This is a genomic window from Streptomyces sp. NPDC028331 (assembly GCF_055565775.1).
Genome location: NZ_JBVHTR010000007.1, coordinates 253,329 through 272,646, shown reverse-complemented (window position 1 = coordinate 272,646; position 19,318 = coordinate 253,329). Strand labels below are relative to the sequence as shown.

Genomic DNA, 19,318 nt, shown 5'->3' with positions numbered 1-19,318 from the left:
CCCGGGCCTGGTGCGGGTCCCTCCCGCCGTGAGAGCGGCACGAGCCCCGGGAGCGGTCGGTGATGGTGACCACCGTCCCGGCGCGGCCGACGGCCGCGGGGCGTGCCGCCGCGGCGGCCGCCCGGCCCACTGCCGAGGTGCTGCTCGATCTGGGGGTGACCGGCGGCGGTCTTTCGTCGGACGAGGCGGAACGGCGGCTGAAGCTCTGGGGGCCCAACGCGGTCCACTCGCACCGGGCCCGGGCATGGCTCGTCCTGTGGCACCAGCTCCGGTCCCCGCTGCTGGGTCTGCTGCTGGCCGCAGCCGTCGTCTCCTACTCCGTCGGTGAGCGCAGCGATTCTCTGATCATCGGGGTGATCGTGGCGCTCTCCGTCGGTCTGGGCTTCGTCAACGAGTACCGGGCGGAGAAGACCGCCCAGTCGCTGCACGCGAGGATCCGTCACCGTGCGCTCGTGCTCCGCGACGGGCGACCGCAGGAGGTGGAGGTCACCGGGCTGGTTCCGGGCGATGTGGTGGAGTTGCGGCTGGGCGACATCGTGCCCGCGGATCTCCGGCTGCTTCAGGTCAACGGGCTGGAGTGCAGCGAGTCGGTGCTGACCGGCGAGTCGTTGCCGGTCGAGAAGAACATCGCTGCGGTGCCGGCCGGCGCGGCGCTGGCGGATCTGTCCGGGTGCGCTCTGATGGGCACCGTGGTGCATTCCGGAAGCGGCCGCGGCGTGGTGGTCGCCACCGGCGCGGAGGCCGAGTTCGGGAAGATCGCCGCCGGGCTGAGCGGCCACCAGCTGGAGACCGAGTTCCAGGTGGGGCTGCGCCGGTTCTCGATGCTGCTGGTGTACGTCGCCGGGGCTTTGACCACGTCGATCTTCATCATCAACGTCGTCCTGCACAAGCCGCTGATCGACGCGTTGCTGTTCTCCCTGGCCATCGCGGTCGGCATCACTCCGCAGTTGCTGCCCGCCGTGGTCTCCACCAGCCTGGCCGCGGGATCGCGGCGGATGAGCCGGCGCAAGGTGCTGGTCAAGCGGCTGGTGTGCATCGAGGACCTCGGTGACGTGGACGTGCTGTTCACCGACAAGACCGGGACGCTGACCCAGGGCCGTGTCGACTTCGTGCGGGCAGTGCCGGCCGGCGGTGGCTCGTCGGAGGAAGTGCTGCGCCTCGGGCTGCTGTGCACCGAGACGGAACTGGACGGCCAGGGCCGAGCCGTGGGCGCCAATCCACTGGACGGCGCCCTGTGGGACTCCCCTGCCGCCGCCCCCGGGCGCTCGGCGCTCAGCGGCAGCGGCTGGAAGCGGATCGCGACGCTGCCCTTCGATCACGAGCGGCGGATGGTCTCCGTCACGGTCGCCGATCCCGCCGGCGGCACCATGCTGATCACCAAAGGCGCCCCCGAAGCGGTACTGGAACGCTGCGCGGAGGTACCCGAGACGGCCCGTCAGGCGCTGGACGCCTGCTTCGCCGCCGCCAACCGCGTCGTGGCCGTGGCGACCCGTCCCGCCCGGGCGGCCACCGCCCTCACCGCCGCCGACGAGCGTGACCTGCGCCTGGCCGGTCTGCTGGTCTTCCTCGACCCGCCCAAACCCGACGCGGCCGAGGCGCTGGAACGACTGCACGACCTGGGCATCACCGTGAAGATCGTCACCGGGGACAACGCGGCGGTCGCCGCCAAAGTCTGCCAGGACCTGGGACTGAGCGATGTCGGCGTCCTGACCGGGACCGACCTGGACGCCCTGGACGACGACCAGCTCACCGCCGCCATCCGGCACACCACCGTCTTCGCCCGGGTCAGTCCCGAGCACAAGGCCCGCGTCGTGCGCCTGCAGCGGCGGACCGGCGGCGATGTGGCCTTCCTCGGCGACGGAGTGAACGACGCCCTGGCGCTGCACGCGGCCGACGTGGGCATCTCGGTGGACTCGGCGACGGACGTGGCCAAGGACGCGGCCGACGTGATCCTTCTGGAGAAGGACCTCGGGGTCCTGGCGGACGGGGTCGCCGAGGGGCGGCGGATCTTCGCCAACACCATCAAGTACGTGCTGATGGGCACCTCGAGCAACTTCGGCAACATGTTCAGCGCGGCGGGTGCCTCGCTGTTCCTGCCGTTCCTGCCGATGCTGCCTTCGCAGATCCTGCTGAACAACCTTCTGTACGACACCAGTCAGCTCGCCATCCCCACCGACGAGGTGGACGAGGAACAGGTGCGCCGCCCGGCGCACTGGGACATCGCCTTCATCCGGCGCTTCATGGTGTGCTTCGGGCCGATCAGCTCCCTGTTCGACTTTGTGACCTTCGCGGTGATGCTGGGGGTCTTCCACGCCGACGCGGCCCGGTTCCACACCGGCTGGTTCGTGGAGTCCCTCGCCACACAGACCCTGGTGATCTTCGCCATCCGCACCCGACGCAGCCCCTTCTGGCGCAGCCACCCCAGCCTGCCCCTGGCGCTGACGGCCCTGGGTGTCGTCGCTCTGGGCGCCGCCCTTCCGGCCACCCCACTGGCCCCCGTCCTCGGCTTCGAGCCGCTGCCGACCCTCTTCTTCGCCGCGGTGGGTGCCATGGTCGTCGTCTACCTCCTCCTCGTCGAGCTCGGCAAGCGGATCTTCTACCGGACCGCGCGTGCCCCGGCTCGCCCCCGTCCGGCCGTCGGTCACCGGCACCTGCGTCGCCGCGCCGCCCGGTTCAGCACCGTCACCCGCCTGCGGCAACCGAGAGCCGTCCGTCGTCCGCGCGCGGGCGGACCGCACACCACCGGCACCGCCGGACCTCGGCGCTCGGCGGCTCCCCGCGCCTCATCGCAGTGATCCGCGCGGGTCACGGTGAAGGCCACCGGCCGGAGCCCGGCGTGGTGCCGGGCATGCGCCGCACGGAGGCATGCGGTAGTCCTCGGATGAGAAGAAGTCACTGCTCGGCGTGCCGGTGCCGTTCGGGCGGACGGACTCCGCACCGTCATTCCGGCTTCCCACGAGACGGAGGCAGTCACCATGGACCCCGTAGTCACGGTGGGCCTGGACGGCTCGCCCGAGAGTCTTGCCGCTGCTCACTGGGCCGCCGACGAAGCCGAACGGCGCAAGCTGACTCTGCGCCTGCTGCACGCGTGGCCGCTGCTGGTGCCGGAACCGACCCGCCTTCCCTGCGAGGTCGATCAGAACTACTGGGCGAGGCGGCTGGTACACGACGCACGGGCGAAGCTCCAGGCGCGCCACCCGAACCTCACCGTCGTCGGCAGCCTGATCGCCGACGACGCCGAGCACGCACTGCTGCGAGCGGCAAGCGAGTCGGAGATGACCGTGCTCGGTTCCCGCGGGCTGGAGCCCGCCGAGAGCTACTTCCTGGGCGACGTCAGCATGCCGGTCGTGGCACGGGCCGAGCGGCCGGTGGTGCTGGTCCGCGCCGGAACCCGCGAAGAGGTGCCCACGCCCGCCTCCCACGGCGGCGTGGTGGTGGCGCTGAAACTGCACGGACCGTGCGACGACCTGCTCGCCTTCGCCTTCGCCACCGCCACGGCGAGGAACGTGGGCCTGCGGGCCGTCCACGGCCGCAGCGTGCCCGTCCACGCGCAGTTGCCCTGGGGCATCGACCACGACGTCGCCGAGGAGATCGGTCAGGACGCGCGGAAGCGGCTGAGCCAGGCGCTTGTCCCCTGGCGTGAGAGGTTTCCGCACGTCGATGTCGCCGACACCATCACGTTCGACAGCCCTGCCAAGGCCGTCGTGCGGGCGGCCGAGGGCGCCGGAATGCTGGTGGTGGGCAGACGCAGGCACCACGCCGTCCTCGCTCCACGCCTGGGCCCCGTGGCCCAGGCTGCCATCCACCACGCCCGTTGCCCCGTCGCGGTCGTATCCCATGACTGAGCCGGGCGATTCGAGGGAGCCGAACATGCCGGGGCATCACTCCGACGCGTCGGTGCTGCGGTCGGCCACGGGGGTCGACGCACCGACCGCGGCTCTCGCCGCTCCGGCGCTCCCTCGCGCAGAAGTGCGCGAGACGCACACCGCCGTCGTGTTCTTCGTCGGTGACCGGGCCTACAAGGTCAAGAAGCCGGTGGATCTGGGCTTCCTGGACTACTCCACCGTGGCGGCTCGCCGGGACGCGTGTGAGCGGGAAGTCGCGCTCAACCGCCGCTTCTCGCCCGACGTCTACCTGGGCCTGGGCGAGATCCGCAGCCCGGACACGAAGGCGCCCGAACCGCTCGTGGTGATGCGCCGCATGCCGGCCGACCGGCGCCTGTCCCTGCTGGTACGGGAAGGTGCCGCGATCGACGAAGACCTCCGCGCCGTCGCCCGGCAGCTCGCCACGTGCCACGCGGGCGCACCCCGCAGCCGCGAGGTCGACGAACAAGGCACGCGGGAGGCGCTGTCCTCGCGCTGGGAGGCCGGTTTCGCGCAGGTCCGCGCGGTGGCCGGCAACGGATCCGTGCCCGACGGGGTGGAAGAGGTCGAGCGGCTGGTGCGCCGTTATCTGGCCGGACGCAAGCAGTTGTTCGACACCCGCATCGAGCAGGGGCGGATCGTGGACGGGCACGGCGACCTGCTCGCCGAGGACGTCTTCTGCCTGGACGACGGGCCGCGCATCCTGGACTGCCTGGAGTTCGACGACCGCCTTCGGTACGTCGACGGCCTCGACGACGCCGCGTTCCTCGCCATGGACCTGGAACAGCTCGGCGCACCGGACGCGGCGGCCTTCTTCCTCGGCCAGTACAGCGAGTACTCCGGCGATCCGGCACCGCCGTCCCTGTGGCACCACTACGTCGCCTACCGCGCGTTCGTCCGCGCCAAGGTGTCCCTGATCCAGGCCCGACAGGGCGCGCCCGGCGCGGAGGCGGCTTCACGCCGGCTGGTCACGACGGCACTGCGGCACCTGCGCGCCTCCACCGTCGGCCTGACGCTCGTGGGCGGCCTGCCGGGCAGCGGCAAGTCGACCCTCGCAGGGGCGCTGGCCGACCGCCTGGGTGTCACGTTGCTCAGCAGCGACCGTCTCCGCAAGGAACTGGCGGGCATCCCGGCGGAGCAGTCCGCGGCGGCCGGCTACGGGGAGGGCCTCTACACGGCCGAGTGGACCGCCAGGACCTACGAGGCGCTGCTCGACCGGGCATCCGCCCTGCTGTCCTGCGGAGAGTCCGTCGTCCTGGACGCCACCTGGTCCGACGCGGGACAGCGCGAAGCGGCCGTTCGCATGGCCGAACGCACCAGCGCCGACCTGGTGGCCCTGCACTGCCGGGTCCCCGGCGAGATATCGGCGGCCCGCCTGACCACCCGAGCCCCGGGAGCGTCGGACGCCGACCTCGATGTCGCCGCCGCCATGGCGGCCAAGGAGCCGCCGTGGACGGAGGCCGTCCCGATCGACACCGGCGGCGCCCTGGAATCCGCTGTCGTCCAGGCGCTGGCAGCCGTACGCCCGTGGAGCATCGGCCAGGCCCCCCTGTTCCGGCGCCCGTACATGGAGCCGGACTGAGGACGGGACGCGCGGCGGCGCGCCCCCGCGGTACGGGCCCAGCCGTATCCCCTGCCGCGGTGTGCGGGGCGCCTGCCGCGGTGTGCGGGGCGACGACGAGCCCTCGGTGCGTCCCGGGGGCCGGGGGGGGCACCACGTGCGCACCCGCGCCGCAGGGTGTCAGCCGGGGGATGCGGGGTCGGCGTAGCGCAGCAGGACGCCCACGCCCTCCCGCAGCAGCAGCCGCTGCTCGGGGACCACGACCAGTTCGGCCCTCGTGCCGACCAGGGCCCGGGTCAGGGCCGCGTCGGCGCGCTCCTCGCGGACGTCCTGTACGCCGTAGGAGCGCAGCTCCTCTTCGGTGAGGGCGAGTTGTCCGGGTTCGGGACCCACCCACAGACGTAGCGTCGACTCGGGGTGGTCGTTGAGGAACAGGGCCTTGACCCGACCGCGTTGCAGGGCCGACACCGCGTTGGACAGGCCCTCGGCCGAGGCTCCGTCGCGCGCCTTCTGCGCGAGGAAGGCATCCAGCAGTGCCCGGTCGTGTGCGGCCATGCGCCCGCCGAAGAGGCTTTCGAGCCGGTGTTCCAGCAGCGCCCGCCCCGGCTGGGACTCGCCCGCGTCCTCGACCGTGGTGAGCCGGCCGCGCAGGGAAGCGGGGAGCCGGTTGACGAGGATGCCGCGAGCCCAGGCGTCTCCCGCGACGACCACCGCTTCCGTGTCGAGGCGCCGTGCATGGTCTTCCAGTTCCCGGCCGATCACTTCGGCGGCGTGCAGCCAGTCGGCCGCGGGGATCTCCTCGTGCAGGCGGTGCCCCGGTGTCACCTTGGTCAGGGGCCAGACGCCCGCCTCGGCGTCGATGCGCACGGTGCCGGTGGCGTCCGTGGAGTGCCGGCCGCCGTAGTGGACGTGGACCGCGAGATACGCGATGCCGGGCGCGTGCTGGACGATCAGGGGCATGGTGTCCGGCAGGGTCCCGTAGTGCGCCGTGTCCCGTGCGGGCGGGCTGGGCAGCTCGTCCAGCAGCGCCAGCCGGCCGTGTGCCGTGAACACGGCCTGACCGTGGGCGCCGGGGACGTCGGTGTCGCAGCCCACCGTGCGGGCCACCGCGGTGATGGAGTCCTGGTCCGCTCCCTCGGACATCAGGGTGTCCCGCAGATGCCGCCACCGCAGTTGCACGGCGGCGTCGGGATCCTCGACGGCGCTGTCGCGAGACGTGTCCAGATAGACCGACGCGAAGGGACCCGGTTGCTTGTACAGACGTTCGAGAAACGAAAGTCTCATGGCCACTCCCCCAGGTCGCTTTCCATCGTGCACGTTCCCGCACCACCGGGCGACTCGGCCGTAGGACGACCCTGGCATCACTCGGAGACGACCAACCGGCCCGTCTCCCCCGGCTGGAGGCACACCGCACGGTCCGGCAGCCGGATGTCGATGGGGGCGCGGTCGGACGACGGTACCGAGATCTCCAGCAGGCCGCGCTCCAGTCGCAGCCGTACGCCCCAGTGCCCCTGGTAGCGGAGGGTGAACCCGTACGACGACAGTTCCGGCAGCGGCACGGGGTCGAGCCACAGCGCGCCGTGGCGCGTCTCCAGGCCCGTCAGCCCGCGCTGGACGAGGTCGAGGGTGCCCGCCATCGCGCCGAGGTGGATGCCCTCCCCGGTGGTGCCGCCCTGCACGTCGGCGATGTCGCCGCGCAAGGTCTCCTGACAGAACGCCCACGCCTCGGCGCGCCGGGTCCGGGCCAGGACCCAGCCGTGGACCAGGCCGCTGAGGGTGGAGCCGTGGCTGGTGCGGGCGAGGTAGTAGTCGACGGTGCGCCGCCAGGTGTCCTCGTCCAGCCGGTGGCCCAGGCGGGCGAAGAGGGCCCGCAGTTCCGACGGTGCGAACAGGTAGCCGAGCATGAGCACGTCGGCCTGCTTGGAGGCGCGGTAGCGGTTGACGGTGTCGCCCTCCGCCTCCAGGATCCGGTCGAGGCGCCGGATGTCGCCGTACCGCTTCCGGTAACCGTCCCAGTCGAGTTCGGCGAGGTCGCCGTAGCCGTCGAACTGGCTGATGACGTCGTCGTGGAACGGCACGTGGAGCGTGCGGGAGACCTCCTCCCACCGCTGGAGTTCGCCGTCGCCCAGCCCGGTGCGCTCCGCGAGTTCCAGGCGCCGGGGTTCGGGCAGGGTGCGCAGCAGTTCCAGGGTGCGGGTGAGCACCCAGGCGGCGGTGACGTTGGTGTACGCGTTGTCGTCGAGGCCGGGCTGTTCGGCGCCGGGGTACGCGTCGTGGTACTCGTCGGGGCCGGCCACGCCGCGGATGCGGTGCCGCCCGAGCGCGGGGTCGTAGGTCGCCGAGTCAGCCCAGAAGCGGGCGATCTGCAGCAGCATCTCGGCGCCCTTGGTGTGCAGGAACTCGACGTCGCCGCCGGCCTCGCAGTACTGCCACACGTTGTAGGCGACGGCCGAGCCGACGTGGTGCTGCAGTCGGCTGTGGTCGGGCACCCAGCGTCCGGAGCGCGGGTTGAGGTGGACCTCCTGGGACTCCTCGCGCCCGTCGCTGCCGCTCTGCCACGGGTACAGCGCCCCGCGCCGGCCGATCGCGCGCGCCGCGGCCCGGGCTCGGTCCAGGCGACGGTGGCGGTAGTGCAGCAGGGCCCGGGAGACCTCCGGGAAGTGCAGGTTGAGGTACGGCAGCACGAACAGCTCGTCCCAGAAGACGTGCCCGCGGTAGGCCTCTCCGGTCAGGCCGCGGGCGGGCACGCCGACGTCCAGGTCGGCGGTGTGCGGCGAGAGGGTCTGCAGGACGTGGAAGAGGTGCAGCCGCAGCACGCGGCCGGCCTCCCCGGGGATGTCGAGGTCGGCCCGCCGCCACAGCAGGTGCCAGGCGGTGCGGTGGGTTTCCAGCAGTGCGTCGAAGCCGGGGGCTTGCCGGACGCGGTCGATCGCGGCCTGCAGCGGGTCGCTGATGGCGGGGTCGCGGGAGGTGTGCAGGGCCACGGTCTTGTCGACGGTGACGGTCCGGTCGGGTGCCAGGTGCAAACCCAGGCTCTGGACGGCGCGTGGAAACGGGTGCCCGGTGACGACGGGCGCGGCGGCGGTCAGCCTGCCGGCCAGGCCGATCCGGATGTCGGAGGTGCGGGTGCGGCAGCGCAGCCACACCGTGTCCGGGGCGTCCGTGCCGGTGTGCACATGGGTCAGGTGGCGGCCGTCCAGGTCCCGGTACCGCGCCACGCCGGCGTTGGTGACGCCGCCGTCCAGTGCGGCCTCGACCTGGAGTGCGACGGCGGCGCCCTCCGCGGTGAATTCCGTGCGCAGGGCGGCGAGGTGGGGGTCGGCCATGTGCACGATGCGCTGCTGGCGCACGGTGAGCGCGCGGCCGTCGTCGAGACCGTACCGGGTGCGGCGCTCCAGGAGGCCCGAGGACAGGTGCAGGACTTGACGGTGGTCGAGCACGGTCCCCGTGTCCGGCGTCAGCCACTGCCGTCCGGCGGCGCGGAAGCGCAGCGGCAGCCAGTTGGGAAGGTTGACCATGTCCTCGTTCTCGACCCGGCGGCCCGCCACCTCGGAGACGAGCCTGTTGTAGCAGCCGGCCGCGTAGGTGCCCGGGTAGTGCACGTCGTCCGCAGCGCACTCGGGCAGCGCCCCCCGGGTGGCGAAGTAACCGTTGCCGAGCGCGCACAGGGATTCCCGCAGGCGCTCCGCGGCGGGCTCATAGCCCTCGTACTGCCAGCTCCAGCCGGTCACTGCGGGGCTCCTCCCACAAGCCATGGAGCGGTGGGCTCCGTCTCCACCGTCACACAGGCCCGGCACGGCGGCAGCAGGGGCGCACCGGCTCGGCGGGCGAACCGTACGCGCCCCGGAACGCGCGGCCACTTCACCTCGCGTCACGCCGAGTAGTCACCCGAGTGGGTTAGGTGAGAAGGCAGCGACAGACACCTCCCGCTCGGATGAGGGAGGGGGCGCTTCGCTCCAAGACACCCCCGGAGGAGGACGTCATGTTCCGCCACTCGATACGCACGCTCCTGGTCGGCCTGTGCACGTTGGGCGCCGCGTCCCAGGCAGCCACAGCCCTGGCCCTCGCCGCGCCGACCGGGTCTCACCCGGGGACGCACGCCGCTGCCCGGGCTCTGCGCTCGCAGACCCTCGCCGACCTCACCACCGCCATGAAGGGCGAGGCGTTCGCCCACGCGTCCTACGGTCTCTTCGGCGCCCAAGCCGACCGCGAGGCCCACTCCGCCGTCGGCGGGCTCTTCCGCACCACGGCGCAGACCGAGCTTGACGAGCATCTGCGCGAGGCGGCCACCCTGGCCGGCGTCGTCGGCACGAACGCTGCCGACCTGCGCCAGGCCGTCAACGGCGAGACGTACGAGCACCAGGTCATGTACCGCGGCTTCGCGGACCAGGCCCGCAAGGACGGAGACCTTGACGCGGCCAAGCTGTTCACCGAGATCGCCGGGGACGAGGGCCGCCACCGCGACGCCTTCCGCACCGCCCTCACGGTCGTGACCACCGGCCGCGGCACCATCCCGGCGCCGCCGAAGGCCGACACGGTGTCGGTGCCCGCGGGGCTGCCGAAGGTGAAGGCCGCCCGTACGAAGGCCAATCTGGACACCGCGATGCACGGCGAGGCGCTCGCCCACGCCAAGTACATGCTGTTCGCCGCACGCGCGCAGCAGACCGGCAACCCCGCGCTGGCCCGCCTGTTCGAGGGCACAGCCGCAGTGGAACTGCACGAACACTTCGCCGGCGAAGCGGTGCTGGCCGGGCTGGTGCGCAGCACCAAGGAGAACCTGCGCAAGGCCATCAGCGGGGAGCACAACGAGGCCGTCAACCTGTACCCGGGGTTCGCCGCCCGGGCCACCGCCGTCGGTGACGCCACCGCCGCCCGCTACTTCCGCGACACCGCCGCGGACGAAGCCCGGCACGGCACCGCCTTCCAGCAGGCGCTCGACCGACTGCGCTGACCGCGCTCTCCGCACTCCGCGCCCGGCCGGCTCATGTGCCGTGCCCGGCCGACGAGTACCGGGCTGCCGGGCGACCGGGTCGTCACACGGTGATCCGGCGCCCGGTGATGTCGAGGGGTTCGATGCGGATCCACAGCTCACGTTGTCCGCCGGCCCAGGGTGTGCTGTACGCCTCTTTCTCCAGCCGCCGTACGGAATCAGGATCCGTCACGGCTCGGGCAGGTCCGCGCACCAGGACGCTCCAGCCCTGGCTCCAGGCTCCGTCGATGTGGTCGACCTCGAAGGCCACCTGGGAACCCGACGCCTGGGAAGGCACGGTGTGGGGGCGGGTCCTGAAGACGAGCGTCCCCTCCACGACGCTGTAGTTCACCGGGACGACGACCGGTCCGGAGTCGGTGGGCACCGCGAGCCTTCCCACGCCGTGCGTGGAGAGCAGCTCCCGGCACTCCTGCGCGGTCAGTTCCGTGAACTTCGGGTGCCGGCCCGCCTGTCCGAGGCCGGGTGGCAGATCGACGTCGCCGCCGGAGAGGTCCCGGACGGTGGTCTCGAGCGCTCCGGCCAACCGCAGGAGGGAGGCCGCGCTCGGCGCGGCGGTGGGCTGCTCCTCCAGGTACCGCAGGTAGCCGGCAGCCATGCCGGCCCGGTCGGCCGCCTCCTCCCGGGTCAGGCCGAGTTCCTCACGCCGCAGGGCGATCCGGCGCCCGAGGTCACCGGTCGGGTGGCCGCCCGCCGCGTCCGACGATGCTTGTGCGGCCACGGCCCGTCACCTCCTCTCGGAGGTCGCGCGGTCGGTCGTGGGCAAGTCGTACGGTGACCGCTCGCCGGACGACAGGCGGGAGTCGTCGAACCGGTAGGTGAGCTGGTCGATCACCGCGACCACTCCGTCGGTCTGCCGGGCCATGGAGACGGCGATCTCCGTCTCGCTCTTGCGTTCCAACCGGCCGGTGAGAGTGACCACGCCTTCGACCACGAAGACGTCGATGGACATGGGCGGCAGCCGCAGTGTGCGGACCAAGACCTCCTCGATCACTTCGTCGCGGATCTCGGCGTCGGGCCGCAGGAAGACCTGGAGCAGGTCGCGGCGGGTGACGATGCCGACGAGCCGGTCCTCCTCGTCCAGTACGGGCAGCCGCTCCACGCGGCGCTGCACCATGGTCCGCGCGGCTTCGGCGATGGTCTCCTCGGCGTGAACGGTGACGGGCGGGGCGGTCATGAGCTGACCGGCGGTGAAGGCACGGGACTTTGCGGCCTGCCTGCGAGCCCTGGGCCCGCGCTGCGCGAACCGGAAGCGACGGTTGGTCCCGTCCCTGTCCAGGGCTTCCGACTGCCTGGTCACCAGGTCGGTCTCGGAGATGACGCCGATGACCTTGTCGTCGTCGTCCACGATGGGCAGTCCGCTGATCCGGCGGTCCGCGAGGAGCCGTGCGACCTCCTTGAACGGAGTGCGGTATTCGGCGCGGACGACATCCGTGGTCATCACGGAGCCGACCTTGTTGTGCTTCATGTCCGTTCCCTCCTCAGCGCAGGCGGCGCACAGACGGGTCCCGGGGCCTGCGGGGCAGCAGGCGCACGCGTGCACCGAGGTGCCGCGGTGGTGCGGTCCCTCGGCCACGGCGACGGAAACCTCGGCCGCGCCCCTGTCGCCCCGGTGTCGTACTCGGCCGGGCCCACTGCCCGGCCCCTGGCCCAGGCGGTGCCACCGTCCGCGAGCAGGGCGTGGATCCGGGGGCGGCTGTGTGTGCCGTCCGTCATCCCGGTTTCCTTCCGCCATTCGACATTTCGATCATCCGCGGCTTTGCCGGCGATCACATGGGCTGACCGGGGTGGGACGAGGGCCGGTCGGCCCTGATGTCGAATCGCGGTCCCGCCGGAGTTCTCGGACACGGGGCGCCCGCGCCCGCTCGACGATCAGGTCCGCAGGACGCGGAGCACGAGGAGGCGGTACGACGACGCGCGGGGCGGCACGCACGGACTGCGATGGTGCGACACCGGACGGCGCTGTCCGGCATTCATCCCTTCGGGTTTCCCGAGCCGTCCACGTCGGCGGACCTGCGGTGACGCCGGGTCCGCCGCCGTCTTCGCGTGAAGACCACGCGACAGTCAACGCGCCCTGACGCCGGGGTGGACGACCGCGCCCTGCCGCTCCCCGGCAGGCGCTCGCGCGCCGGGGAGCGGTGCGTCGTCGGCCGGGCCGACGACGACGTGCGGGGTCACCTGGGGACCGCTGTCATGTCCGGGTTGCCGTAGTAGGCGTCCGGGCCGTGCTTGCGGGTGTAGTGGCGCTCGAGGAGGTGGCGGGGCGGTGGGGCGGTCGGGGCGAGGCTGAGGGTGTGGAGGGCGATGTCGGCGACCGCCTCGCAGATGATCGCGTGTTCCAGGGACTTGCGGGCGGTGGCGCCCCAGGTGAAGGGGCCGTGGTTGGCGACGAGGGCGGCAGGGACCTCGGCGGCCTTCTGGTCGTCCTCCTCGAGCATGTCCACGATGACGCGGCCGGTGTTGTACTCGTAGTCCTTGGCGCACTGCTCCGCGGTCAGGTCGGGGGTGCAGGGGATGGGACCGTTGAAGGTGTCGGCGTGGGTGGTGCCCAGGACCGGTATGTCCCGCCGGGCCTGGGCGAAGGCGACCGCGTGGGTGGAGTGGGTGTGGGTGACCCCGCCGACGGAGGGGAACGCCAGGTACAGGCAGCGGTGGGTCTCGGTGTCGGTGGAGGGCCTCAGGTCGCCGTCGACGACGGCGCCGTCGGACAGGCGCACGGTCACCAGGTGGTCGATGGCGAGGTCCTCGTAGGGGACCCCGGAGGGCTTGATGACGAACACCCCTGCCTCCCGGTCGACCCCGCTCACGTTGCCCCAGGTCAGGGTCGCGAGGCCGACCTGGGGTATGGCGAGGTTCGCCTCCAGTACCTCCTGCCGCAGGCCGTCGCGTACAGCTACGGTCATCGATCGTCTCCTTCGGTGCGGTCGTGCGTCACAGGGCCTGGGCGAGCCGGTGGTAGGCGGCGTTCCAGCGGATTTCCTTGGCGAGTTGCTCGGCGGTGGTGTTCTCGTCGATGGTCAGCAGTTCGACGCCGGTCATGGCGGCGAAGTCGGTCAGCGTCTCGGTGTCGACGGCGGAGCTGAGCACGGTGTGGTGCGGCGCGCCGGCGAGCAGCCAGCTCTCGGCCGATTCCGCGAGTGAGGGGCGCGGCTTCCACACGGCCCGGGCCACGGGCAGGTGGGGCAGCGGCTGGCTGGGGGCGACGACGTCGACCTCGTTGGCGGTCAGCCGGAAGCGGTCGCCGAGGTCGGCCAGGCCGACGACGACGGCGGGGCCGGGAGCCGCGTCGAAGACGAGGCGGACGGGGTCCTCACGGCCGCCGATGGACAGCGGGTGGATCTCGCAGCTCGGGCGGTCGGCGGCCACCGACGGGCAGACCTCCAGCATGTGCGCGCCGAGGATGCGGGGCGTGCCCGGCCCGAGGTGGTAGGTGTAGTCCTCCATGAACGTGGTGCCGCCGGGCTGCCCCTGCGCCATGACCTTCATGACGCGCAGCAGTGCGGAGGTCTTCCAGTCGCCCTCGCCGCCGAATCCGTAGCCGTCGGCCATCAGCCGCTGCACCGCCAGACCGGGCAGTTGGCGCAGACCGCCCAGGTCCTCGAAGTTGGTGGTGAAGGCGGTGAAGCCGCCCTCGGTGAGGAAGGTGCGCAGGCCGAGCTCCTGGCGGGCGGCGTACAGCAACGAGTCGTGGCGGATGCCGCCGGGGCGCAGGGCCGGGACGACGTTGTAGGACTCGACGTACTCCGCGGCGAGTTCGGCGGCCGCCTTGTCCTCCACGGCGTCGACGACGGCGACCAGGTCGTTGACCCCGTAGGTGTTCACGGAGAACCCGAACCGCATCTGGGCCTCGACCTTGTCGCCCTCGGTCACGGCCACGTCCCGCATGTTGTCCCCGAAGCGCGCCAGACGCAGGGTGCGGGCCGCGTGACGCCCGGCGGCGGCCCGCGACCAGGCCGCGATCCGCCCCACGACCCGGGGGTCGGTGGCGTGACCGGCGACGACCTTGCGGTCGATACCGAGCCGGGCCTCGATGTGGGCGAACTCGCGGTCTCCGTGGGCGGCCTGGTTGAGGTTCATGAAGTTCATGTCGATGCTCGACCAGGGCAGCGACAGGTTGTACTGGGTGTGCAGGTGGAGCACGGGCCGGTCCAGTGCGCTGAGACCGGCGATCCACATCTTGGCCGGGGAGAAGGTGTGCATCCACACGATCACCCCCACACAGTCGTCGGAGGCGGTGGCCTCCCGGCACAGCCGGCGGATCGCTTCGGCATCGGTGAGGACCGGCTTCCACACGATCCGCAGCGGGATCGGGTCGGCCGAGTCGAGCCGTTCGGCTATCTGCCGGGACTGGTGGGCGACCTGCTGCAGCACGTCGTCGCCGTACAGGCCCTGGCTGCCGGTGAGAAACCAGATCTCCTGGCCGGCGGACGGCTTTTCGGGTGCGGTCATGACGGAGGTTCCTTTCGAGTGGAGCGACGTGCGGGCGGGAACGGCACGAGCGACGGGGCGGCTCAGGCGGATGCCTCGGCCCGAATACGGCGCAGGCGGTGCATGACGTCGTTGGTGCCGCGGCCGAAGTAGTCGTGCAGGAGCCGGTACTCGGCGTACAGCCGGTCGTAGGCTGCGGCGCGGTCCGGGTCCGGCTGGTACACGCCCCGGTCGGCCTTGCCCATGGACCGGGCGGCGGCCTGGATGTCGGGGTACGCCCCGGCCGCGACCGCGGCGTGCATGGCCGCGCCGAGAGCGGGCCCCTGTGTGGAGCCGATGACGCCGAGGGGGCGGCGGGTGACGTCCGCGTAGATCTGCATCAGCAGCGCGTTCTTCGTCAGACCGCCCGCGATGATCAGCTCGCCGACCGGCACTCCGGACGCCTCGAACGCCTCGATGATGGTGCGGGTGCCGAAAGCCGTGGCCTCCAGCAGCGCCCGGTAGACGTCTTCCGGCCGGGTCGACAGCGTCAGGCCCACGACCACACCGCTCAGATCGTGGTCGACCAGCACGGAACGGTTGCCGCTGTGCCAGTCCAGTGCGATCAGCCCGTGCTCGCCCACCCGCTGTCCGGCCGCGAGCGCCGTCAGGTGCTCGTGCGCGTTGCGGCCCAGCGCGGCGGCCTGTTCCGCGTACTCGGCGGGCAGGCCGGTGCGCACGAACCAGGCGAAGATGTCACCGACCCCGCTCTGCCCGGCTTCGTAACCCCACAGACCCGGCAGGATGCCTCCGTCGACGACACCGCACATGCCCGGCACCGTGCCCTGCTGGTCGGAGCTCATCACATGACAGGTCGACGTGCCCATGATGGCCACCATCTGCCCCGGCTCCACCGCCCCCGCCGCGGGCGCCGTCACATGGGCGTCGACGTTGCCCACGCACACCGCGATGCCCTCCGGCAGGCCCGTCCAGGCCGCCGCCTCGGCCGTCAGGCTCCCGGCCTTCGCGCCCAACTCGCCGATGGGGTGCTCCAGTTTCTCCGTCACGAAGTCGGCGAAGCCGGGGTTGAGTGATTCCAGGTAGGCACGGGAGGGGTAGACGCCGTCCTGGAACTGGCCTTTGTAACCGGCGGTGCAGGCATTGCGCAGGTACGTCCCGCACAGTCGCCAGACGATCCAGTCCGCCGCCTCCACCCACCGCTCCATGCGGTGGTAGATCTCGGGGTCCTCCTCCAGCACCTGCAGCGCCTTGGCGAACTCCCATTCCGAGGAGATCTTCCCGCCGTACCGCTCCAGCCACGGCTCCTTCCGCTCCGCGGCCAGTGCCGTGATCCGGTCGGCCTGGCCCTGGGCGGCGTGGTGGCGCCACAGCTTGACGTAGGAGTGCGGGCGGCCGGAGAGGCCGGGCAGCTCGCACAGCGGCGTGCCGTCCGCGAGCACCGGCAGCACCGTGCACGCGGTGAAGTCCGTGCCGATGCCGATGACCTGCTCCGGCCGCACACCGGCGGTCGCGAGCGCCGCCGGCACCGCGTGGCGCAGCACGTCCACGTAGTCCGACGGCACCTGGAGTGCCCAGTCCGGGGGCAGCCGGGTACCGTCCGGCAGTTCGCGGTCCAGGACCGCGTGCCGGTACGCGTGCTCGGCGGTCCCCAACTCCGCGCCGTCCCGTACGCGGACCACCACGGCCCGGCCGGACAGCGTCCCGAAGTCGACTCCCACGACGCAGGGTTCCGGGTTCCCGGCCATCTCGTCCGCGGCGTTCACCATCAGCCTCCTTCACCAGAATGTTCGATATACCGATCAATGTTCGATCTTTAGTCGACGCCGACGTGACGTCCCGCGTGGATCAGCGGAGTCGGCCGGTGTGCTAACTCCGGCTCCTGCCGAAGTAACGGGCGCGCACCCGGTCCAGGAGGATGGCGACGCCGAGGACCGCTCCCTGCACCACCTGCTGGTCGTACGGGCTGACCTTGAGCGCGAGCAGGCCGTTGGTGATGAACTCCAGCAGGATCGCGCCGGCCGCGATGCCGGCGATGCGGCCCTCGCCGCCGGAGAGCGACATCCCGCCGACCACCGCGGCGGCGATCGCGGTCAGCTCCCAGCCCGCGCCGACCGAGGGGTCGGCCACGTTCATCCGGCCGATCACCAGGACGCCGACCACACCGGCCAGCACGGCGCTGGCGACGTAGGTGGAGGTGATCCGGCGGGCGGTCGGGATGCCGGCGAGCCGGGCGGCCTCCTTGTTGCCGCCGACGGCGTAGATCTGGCGGCCCACGTAGGTGCGCTCCAGCACGAACCAGGCGATGAGGGCCGCTCCGACGAAGAACAGCGCGGGGACGGGCACTTCGCCGATGTAGTACTGGCTCAGGTTGCTGAACAGCGGGTCGAGGTTGTTGATGGGCGAGCCGCTGGTGATGGCGAGCGCCAGGCCCTGGGCGACGGTGTAGGTGACCAGGGTGATCACGAAGGGCGGCACGTTCAGGCGGGTGACCATGATGCCGTGCCAGAGGCCGACCCCGGCGCTGATCACCAGCGTGAGCAGGATCGCGAGGGGCGCGGGCATGCCCTGGTTCACGTTCATCCAGGCGGCCAGGATGCCGGACAGGCCGGCCAACGCGCCCACCGAGAGGTCGATGCCGCCGGTCAGGATGACCAGCGACTCGCCGATCGCCAGGATGCCGACCTGCGCCAGGTCGCGGCCCATCACCTGGAGGTTGCCCACCGCGGTGTAGGTGTCCGCGTTGGCGGCGATCCCGACGAACACCAGCACACAGGCGATGATCACACCGGCCTCCGGGGAGGCGGCGAGCTTGCGGGCGAGGCTCGAGACGGCCGGGCGGGACCGGGGTGCGGTCTCCTCGGGGGCGAGCGTGCTCTGCGCGCTCATGCTGTGGCTCCGTTCGTCAGGTGTTCCTGCCCGGGCTTGCCCTGGTCGGGCAGGTCCGGGATGAGGGGTGAGGTTCCGGCCGCGGCCGTCATGATCCGTTCCTTGGTGGCGTCGGCCCGGTCGATGACCGTGGCGACCCGCCCGTGGTTCATCACCGCGATGCGGTGGCAGATCCACAGCAGCTCCTCCAGTTCGGAGGAGGCGACCACCACGCCCATGCCCTCCTGGGCCGCCCGGTCGATCAGCTGGTAGATCTCCGCCTTCGCGCCGACGTCCACGCCGCGGGTCGGCTCGTCGAGCAGCAGCAGGCGCGGCTGCGCCGCGAAGGCGCGGCCGAAGATGGCGCGCTGCTGGTTGCCGCCGGACAGCGAGCCGATCGGCTGCTCCACCGACTGCATCCGCACGTTGACGTTCTCGGTGATCTTCCGCGCCTCGGCGCGTTCCCGGCCCGGGCCGAGCAGGCCCCGGGTGCTGATCCGCTTGAGCACCGAGACGACGACGTTGGACCGGATCGACGCGAACAGCACCAGCGACTGTTCCTTGCGGTCCTCGGGGATCAGTGCGATCCCGGCCGCCACGCCGTCACCCGCGCCGCGCGGGTGGTAGGCCTCGCCGCCCAGCCGCATCCGGCCGCCCGTCGAGGGCTGCGCGCCCGCGATCGTGTGGACCAGACGGCTGCGGCCCGAGCCCATCAGCCCGGCCACGCCCAGGATCTCGCCCTCGCGCACCTCCAGGTCGACCGGTCCCAGACCGTCCGCGGTCAGGCCCTCGACCTGCAGCAGGACCGGGCTCGTCGCCGGCGGCGCCTTGGGCTCGCCCTGCGCGACCTCGCCGCCGACCATCTCCCGGATGAGCCGTTCCTCGGAGGCCTCCGCGGGTTCGAGGTCGGCCACCAGCCGCCCGTTGCGCAGCACCAGGACGCGGTCGCTGATGTCCCGCACCTCGTCCAGGCGGTGCCCGATGAACAGCACCGTGCCGCCCCGTTCCGCCAGTTGCCGGGCCAGGCCCAGCACCATCTCGGCCTCGACGGGACCCAGTGAGGAGGTCGGCTCGTCCAGGATCAGCAGCTTGGGTTCGCGTCCCCAGGCCTTGGCGATCTCGATCATCTGCCGGGTCGGCACCGGAAGGGTGCGCACCTCCCGGCTGACCGGGATCGTCGCGGCGGACAGGCCGATCTCCGCCAGCATCGCCTCCGCCTCGGCCCGCTGCGCGGCACGGTCCACCAGGAACCGCCGCTTCGACTGCCGCGGGCGGCGGCCCAGCAGCAGGTTCTCCGCCACCGAGAGCTGGCCGACCAGGGGGAACTCCTGGGAAACCATGGCGACACCGAGCTGGCCCGCCGCCTCCGTGGACCCCGGCGCGAGGGGCTCGCCGTCGATCAGGATCTCGCCGCCGTCCCGGTGGACCGAACCGGCCAGTGTGCCCATCAGCGTGGACTTCCCGGCGCCGTTCTCGCCGACCACACCGATCACCTGGCCGGCGTAGAGGTCGAGTTCCGGCAGGTCGAGGACGCGCACCGGTCCGTAGGACTTGTGCACTCCCCGCAGCCGCGCGGTGATCGCGCGGCCCGGGGCGTTCTTCGTGGCCGTCATG

General features: G+C 72.0%; 13 protein-coding genes. 4 read left to right on the top strand and 9 right to left on the bottom strand.

What is annotated here, in order from left to right; genetic code table 11:
* Positions 1 to 62: 62 nt before the first annotated feature.
* The 3 genes from mgtA to ACZ4SW_RS13170 all read left to right on the top strand — a co-directional run bounded on the left by mgtA (position 63) and on the right by ACZ4SW_RS13170 (position 5,445).
* Positions 63 to 2,795, top strand: coding sequence for a magnesium-translocating P-type ATPase (gene mgtA, locus ACZ4SW_RS13180; protein ID WP_468241820.1), 2,733 nt, complete (start codon positions 63 to 65; stop codon positions 2,793 to 2,795).
* 180 nt (positions 2,796 to 2,975) lie between these two features.
* Positions 2,976 to 3,845: a universal stress protein gene (locus ACZ4SW_RS13175; RefSeq protein WP_468241818.1), complete on the top strand. Its 870-nt coding sequence runs from the start codon at positions 2,976 to 2,978 to the stop codon at positions 3,843 to 3,845.
* A gap of 124 nt (positions 3,846 to 3,969) precedes the next feature.
* Positions 3,970 to 5,445, top strand: a complete 1,476-nt coding sequence (locus tag ACZ4SW_RS13170; protein WP_468242008.1) for a bifunctional aminoglycoside phosphotransferase/ATP-binding protein — start codon at positions 3,970 to 3,972, stop codon at positions 5,443 to 5,445.
* 159 nt (positions 5,446 to 5,604) lie between these two features.
* Here the strand turns inward: ACZ4SW_RS13170 and ACZ4SW_RS13165 are convergent, their stop codons facing one another.
* Both ACZ4SW_RS13165 and ACZ4SW_RS13160 read right to left on the bottom strand, forming a co-directional pair.
* Entirely contained in the window at positions 5,605 to 6,708 is a 1,104-nt protein-coding gene (locus ACZ4SW_RS13165) for a baeRF2 domain-containing protein (RefSeq protein ID WP_468241816.1), read from the bottom strand.
* A gap of 77 nt (positions 6,709 to 6,785) precedes the next feature.
* Positions 6,786 to 9,155: a glycoside hydrolase family 65 protein gene (locus ACZ4SW_RS13160; protein WP_468241814.1), complete on the bottom strand. Its 2,370-nt coding sequence runs from the start codon at positions 9,153 to 9,155 to the stop codon at positions 6,786 to 6,788.
* Positions 9,156 to 9,406: 251 nt separating this feature from the next.
* On the opposite strand from ACZ4SW_RS13160, the gene ACZ4SW_RS13155 reads away from it, so the two are divergent.
* Complete coding sequence (locus ACZ4SW_RS13155; protein ID WP_468241812.1) at positions 9,407 to 10,375, top strand: ferritin family protein; 969 nt, start codon at positions 9,407 to 9,409, stop codon at positions 10,373 to 10,375.
* Between the two features lie 82 nt (positions 10,376 to 10,457).
* On the opposite strand, the gene ACZ4SW_RS13150 is transcribed toward ACZ4SW_RS13155, so the two are convergent.
* The 7 genes from ACZ4SW_RS13150 to ACZ4SW_RS13120 all read right to left on the bottom strand — a co-directional run bounded on the left by ACZ4SW_RS13150 (position 10,458) and on the right by ACZ4SW_RS13120 (position 19,317).
* The gene (locus tag ACZ4SW_RS13150; RefSeq protein ID WP_468241809.1) at positions 10,458 to 11,132 is read right to left on the bottom strand and encodes a helix-turn-helix domain-containing protein; all 675 of its coding nucleotides are present in this window, start codon (positions 11,130 to 11,132) and stop codon (positions 10,458 to 10,460) included.
* A gap of 6 nt (positions 11,133 to 11,138) precedes the next feature.
* Positions 11,139 to 11,879, bottom strand: a complete 741-nt coding sequence (locus tag ACZ4SW_RS13145) for a CBS domain-containing protein (protein WP_468241807.1) — start codon at positions 11,877 to 11,879, stop codon at positions 11,139 to 11,141.
* A 706-nt stretch (positions 11,880 to 12,585) separates the two neighbouring features.
* The gene (araD, locus tag ACZ4SW_RS13140; RefSeq protein ID WP_468241805.1) at positions 12,586 to 13,314 is read right to left on the bottom strand and encodes an L-ribulose-5-phosphate 4-epimerase AraD; all 729 of its coding nucleotides are present in this window, start codon (positions 13,312 to 13,314) and stop codon (positions 12,586 to 12,588) included.
* A gap of 28 nt (positions 13,315 to 13,342) precedes the next feature.
* A complete protein-coding gene (gene araA, locus ACZ4SW_RS13135; RefSeq protein ID WP_468241802.1) occupies positions 13,343 to 14,860 on the bottom strand; it encodes an L-arabinose isomerase in 1,518 nt (505 codons plus the stop codon).
* A gap of 62 nt (positions 14,861 to 14,922) precedes the next feature.
* A complete protein-coding gene (araB, locus tag ACZ4SW_RS13130; protein ID WP_468241800.1) occupies positions 14,923 to 16,605 on the bottom strand; it encodes a ribulokinase in 1,683 nt (560 codons plus the stop codon).
* Positions 16,606 to 16,705: 100 nt separating this feature from the next.
* Complete coding sequence (locus ACZ4SW_RS13125; protein WP_468241798.1) at positions 16,706 to 17,725, bottom strand: ABC transporter permease; 1,020 nt, start codon at positions 17,723 to 17,725, stop codon at positions 16,706 to 16,708.
* A complete protein-coding gene (locus ACZ4SW_RS13120) occupies positions 17,722 to 19,317 on the bottom strand; it encodes a sugar ABC transporter ATP-binding protein (protein ID WP_468241795.1) in 1,596 nt (531 codons plus the stop codon). Before ACZ4SW_RS13120 ends, ACZ4SW_RS13125 begins: the two co-directional genes overlap by 4 nt.
* Position 19,318: the final 1 nt, after the last annotated feature.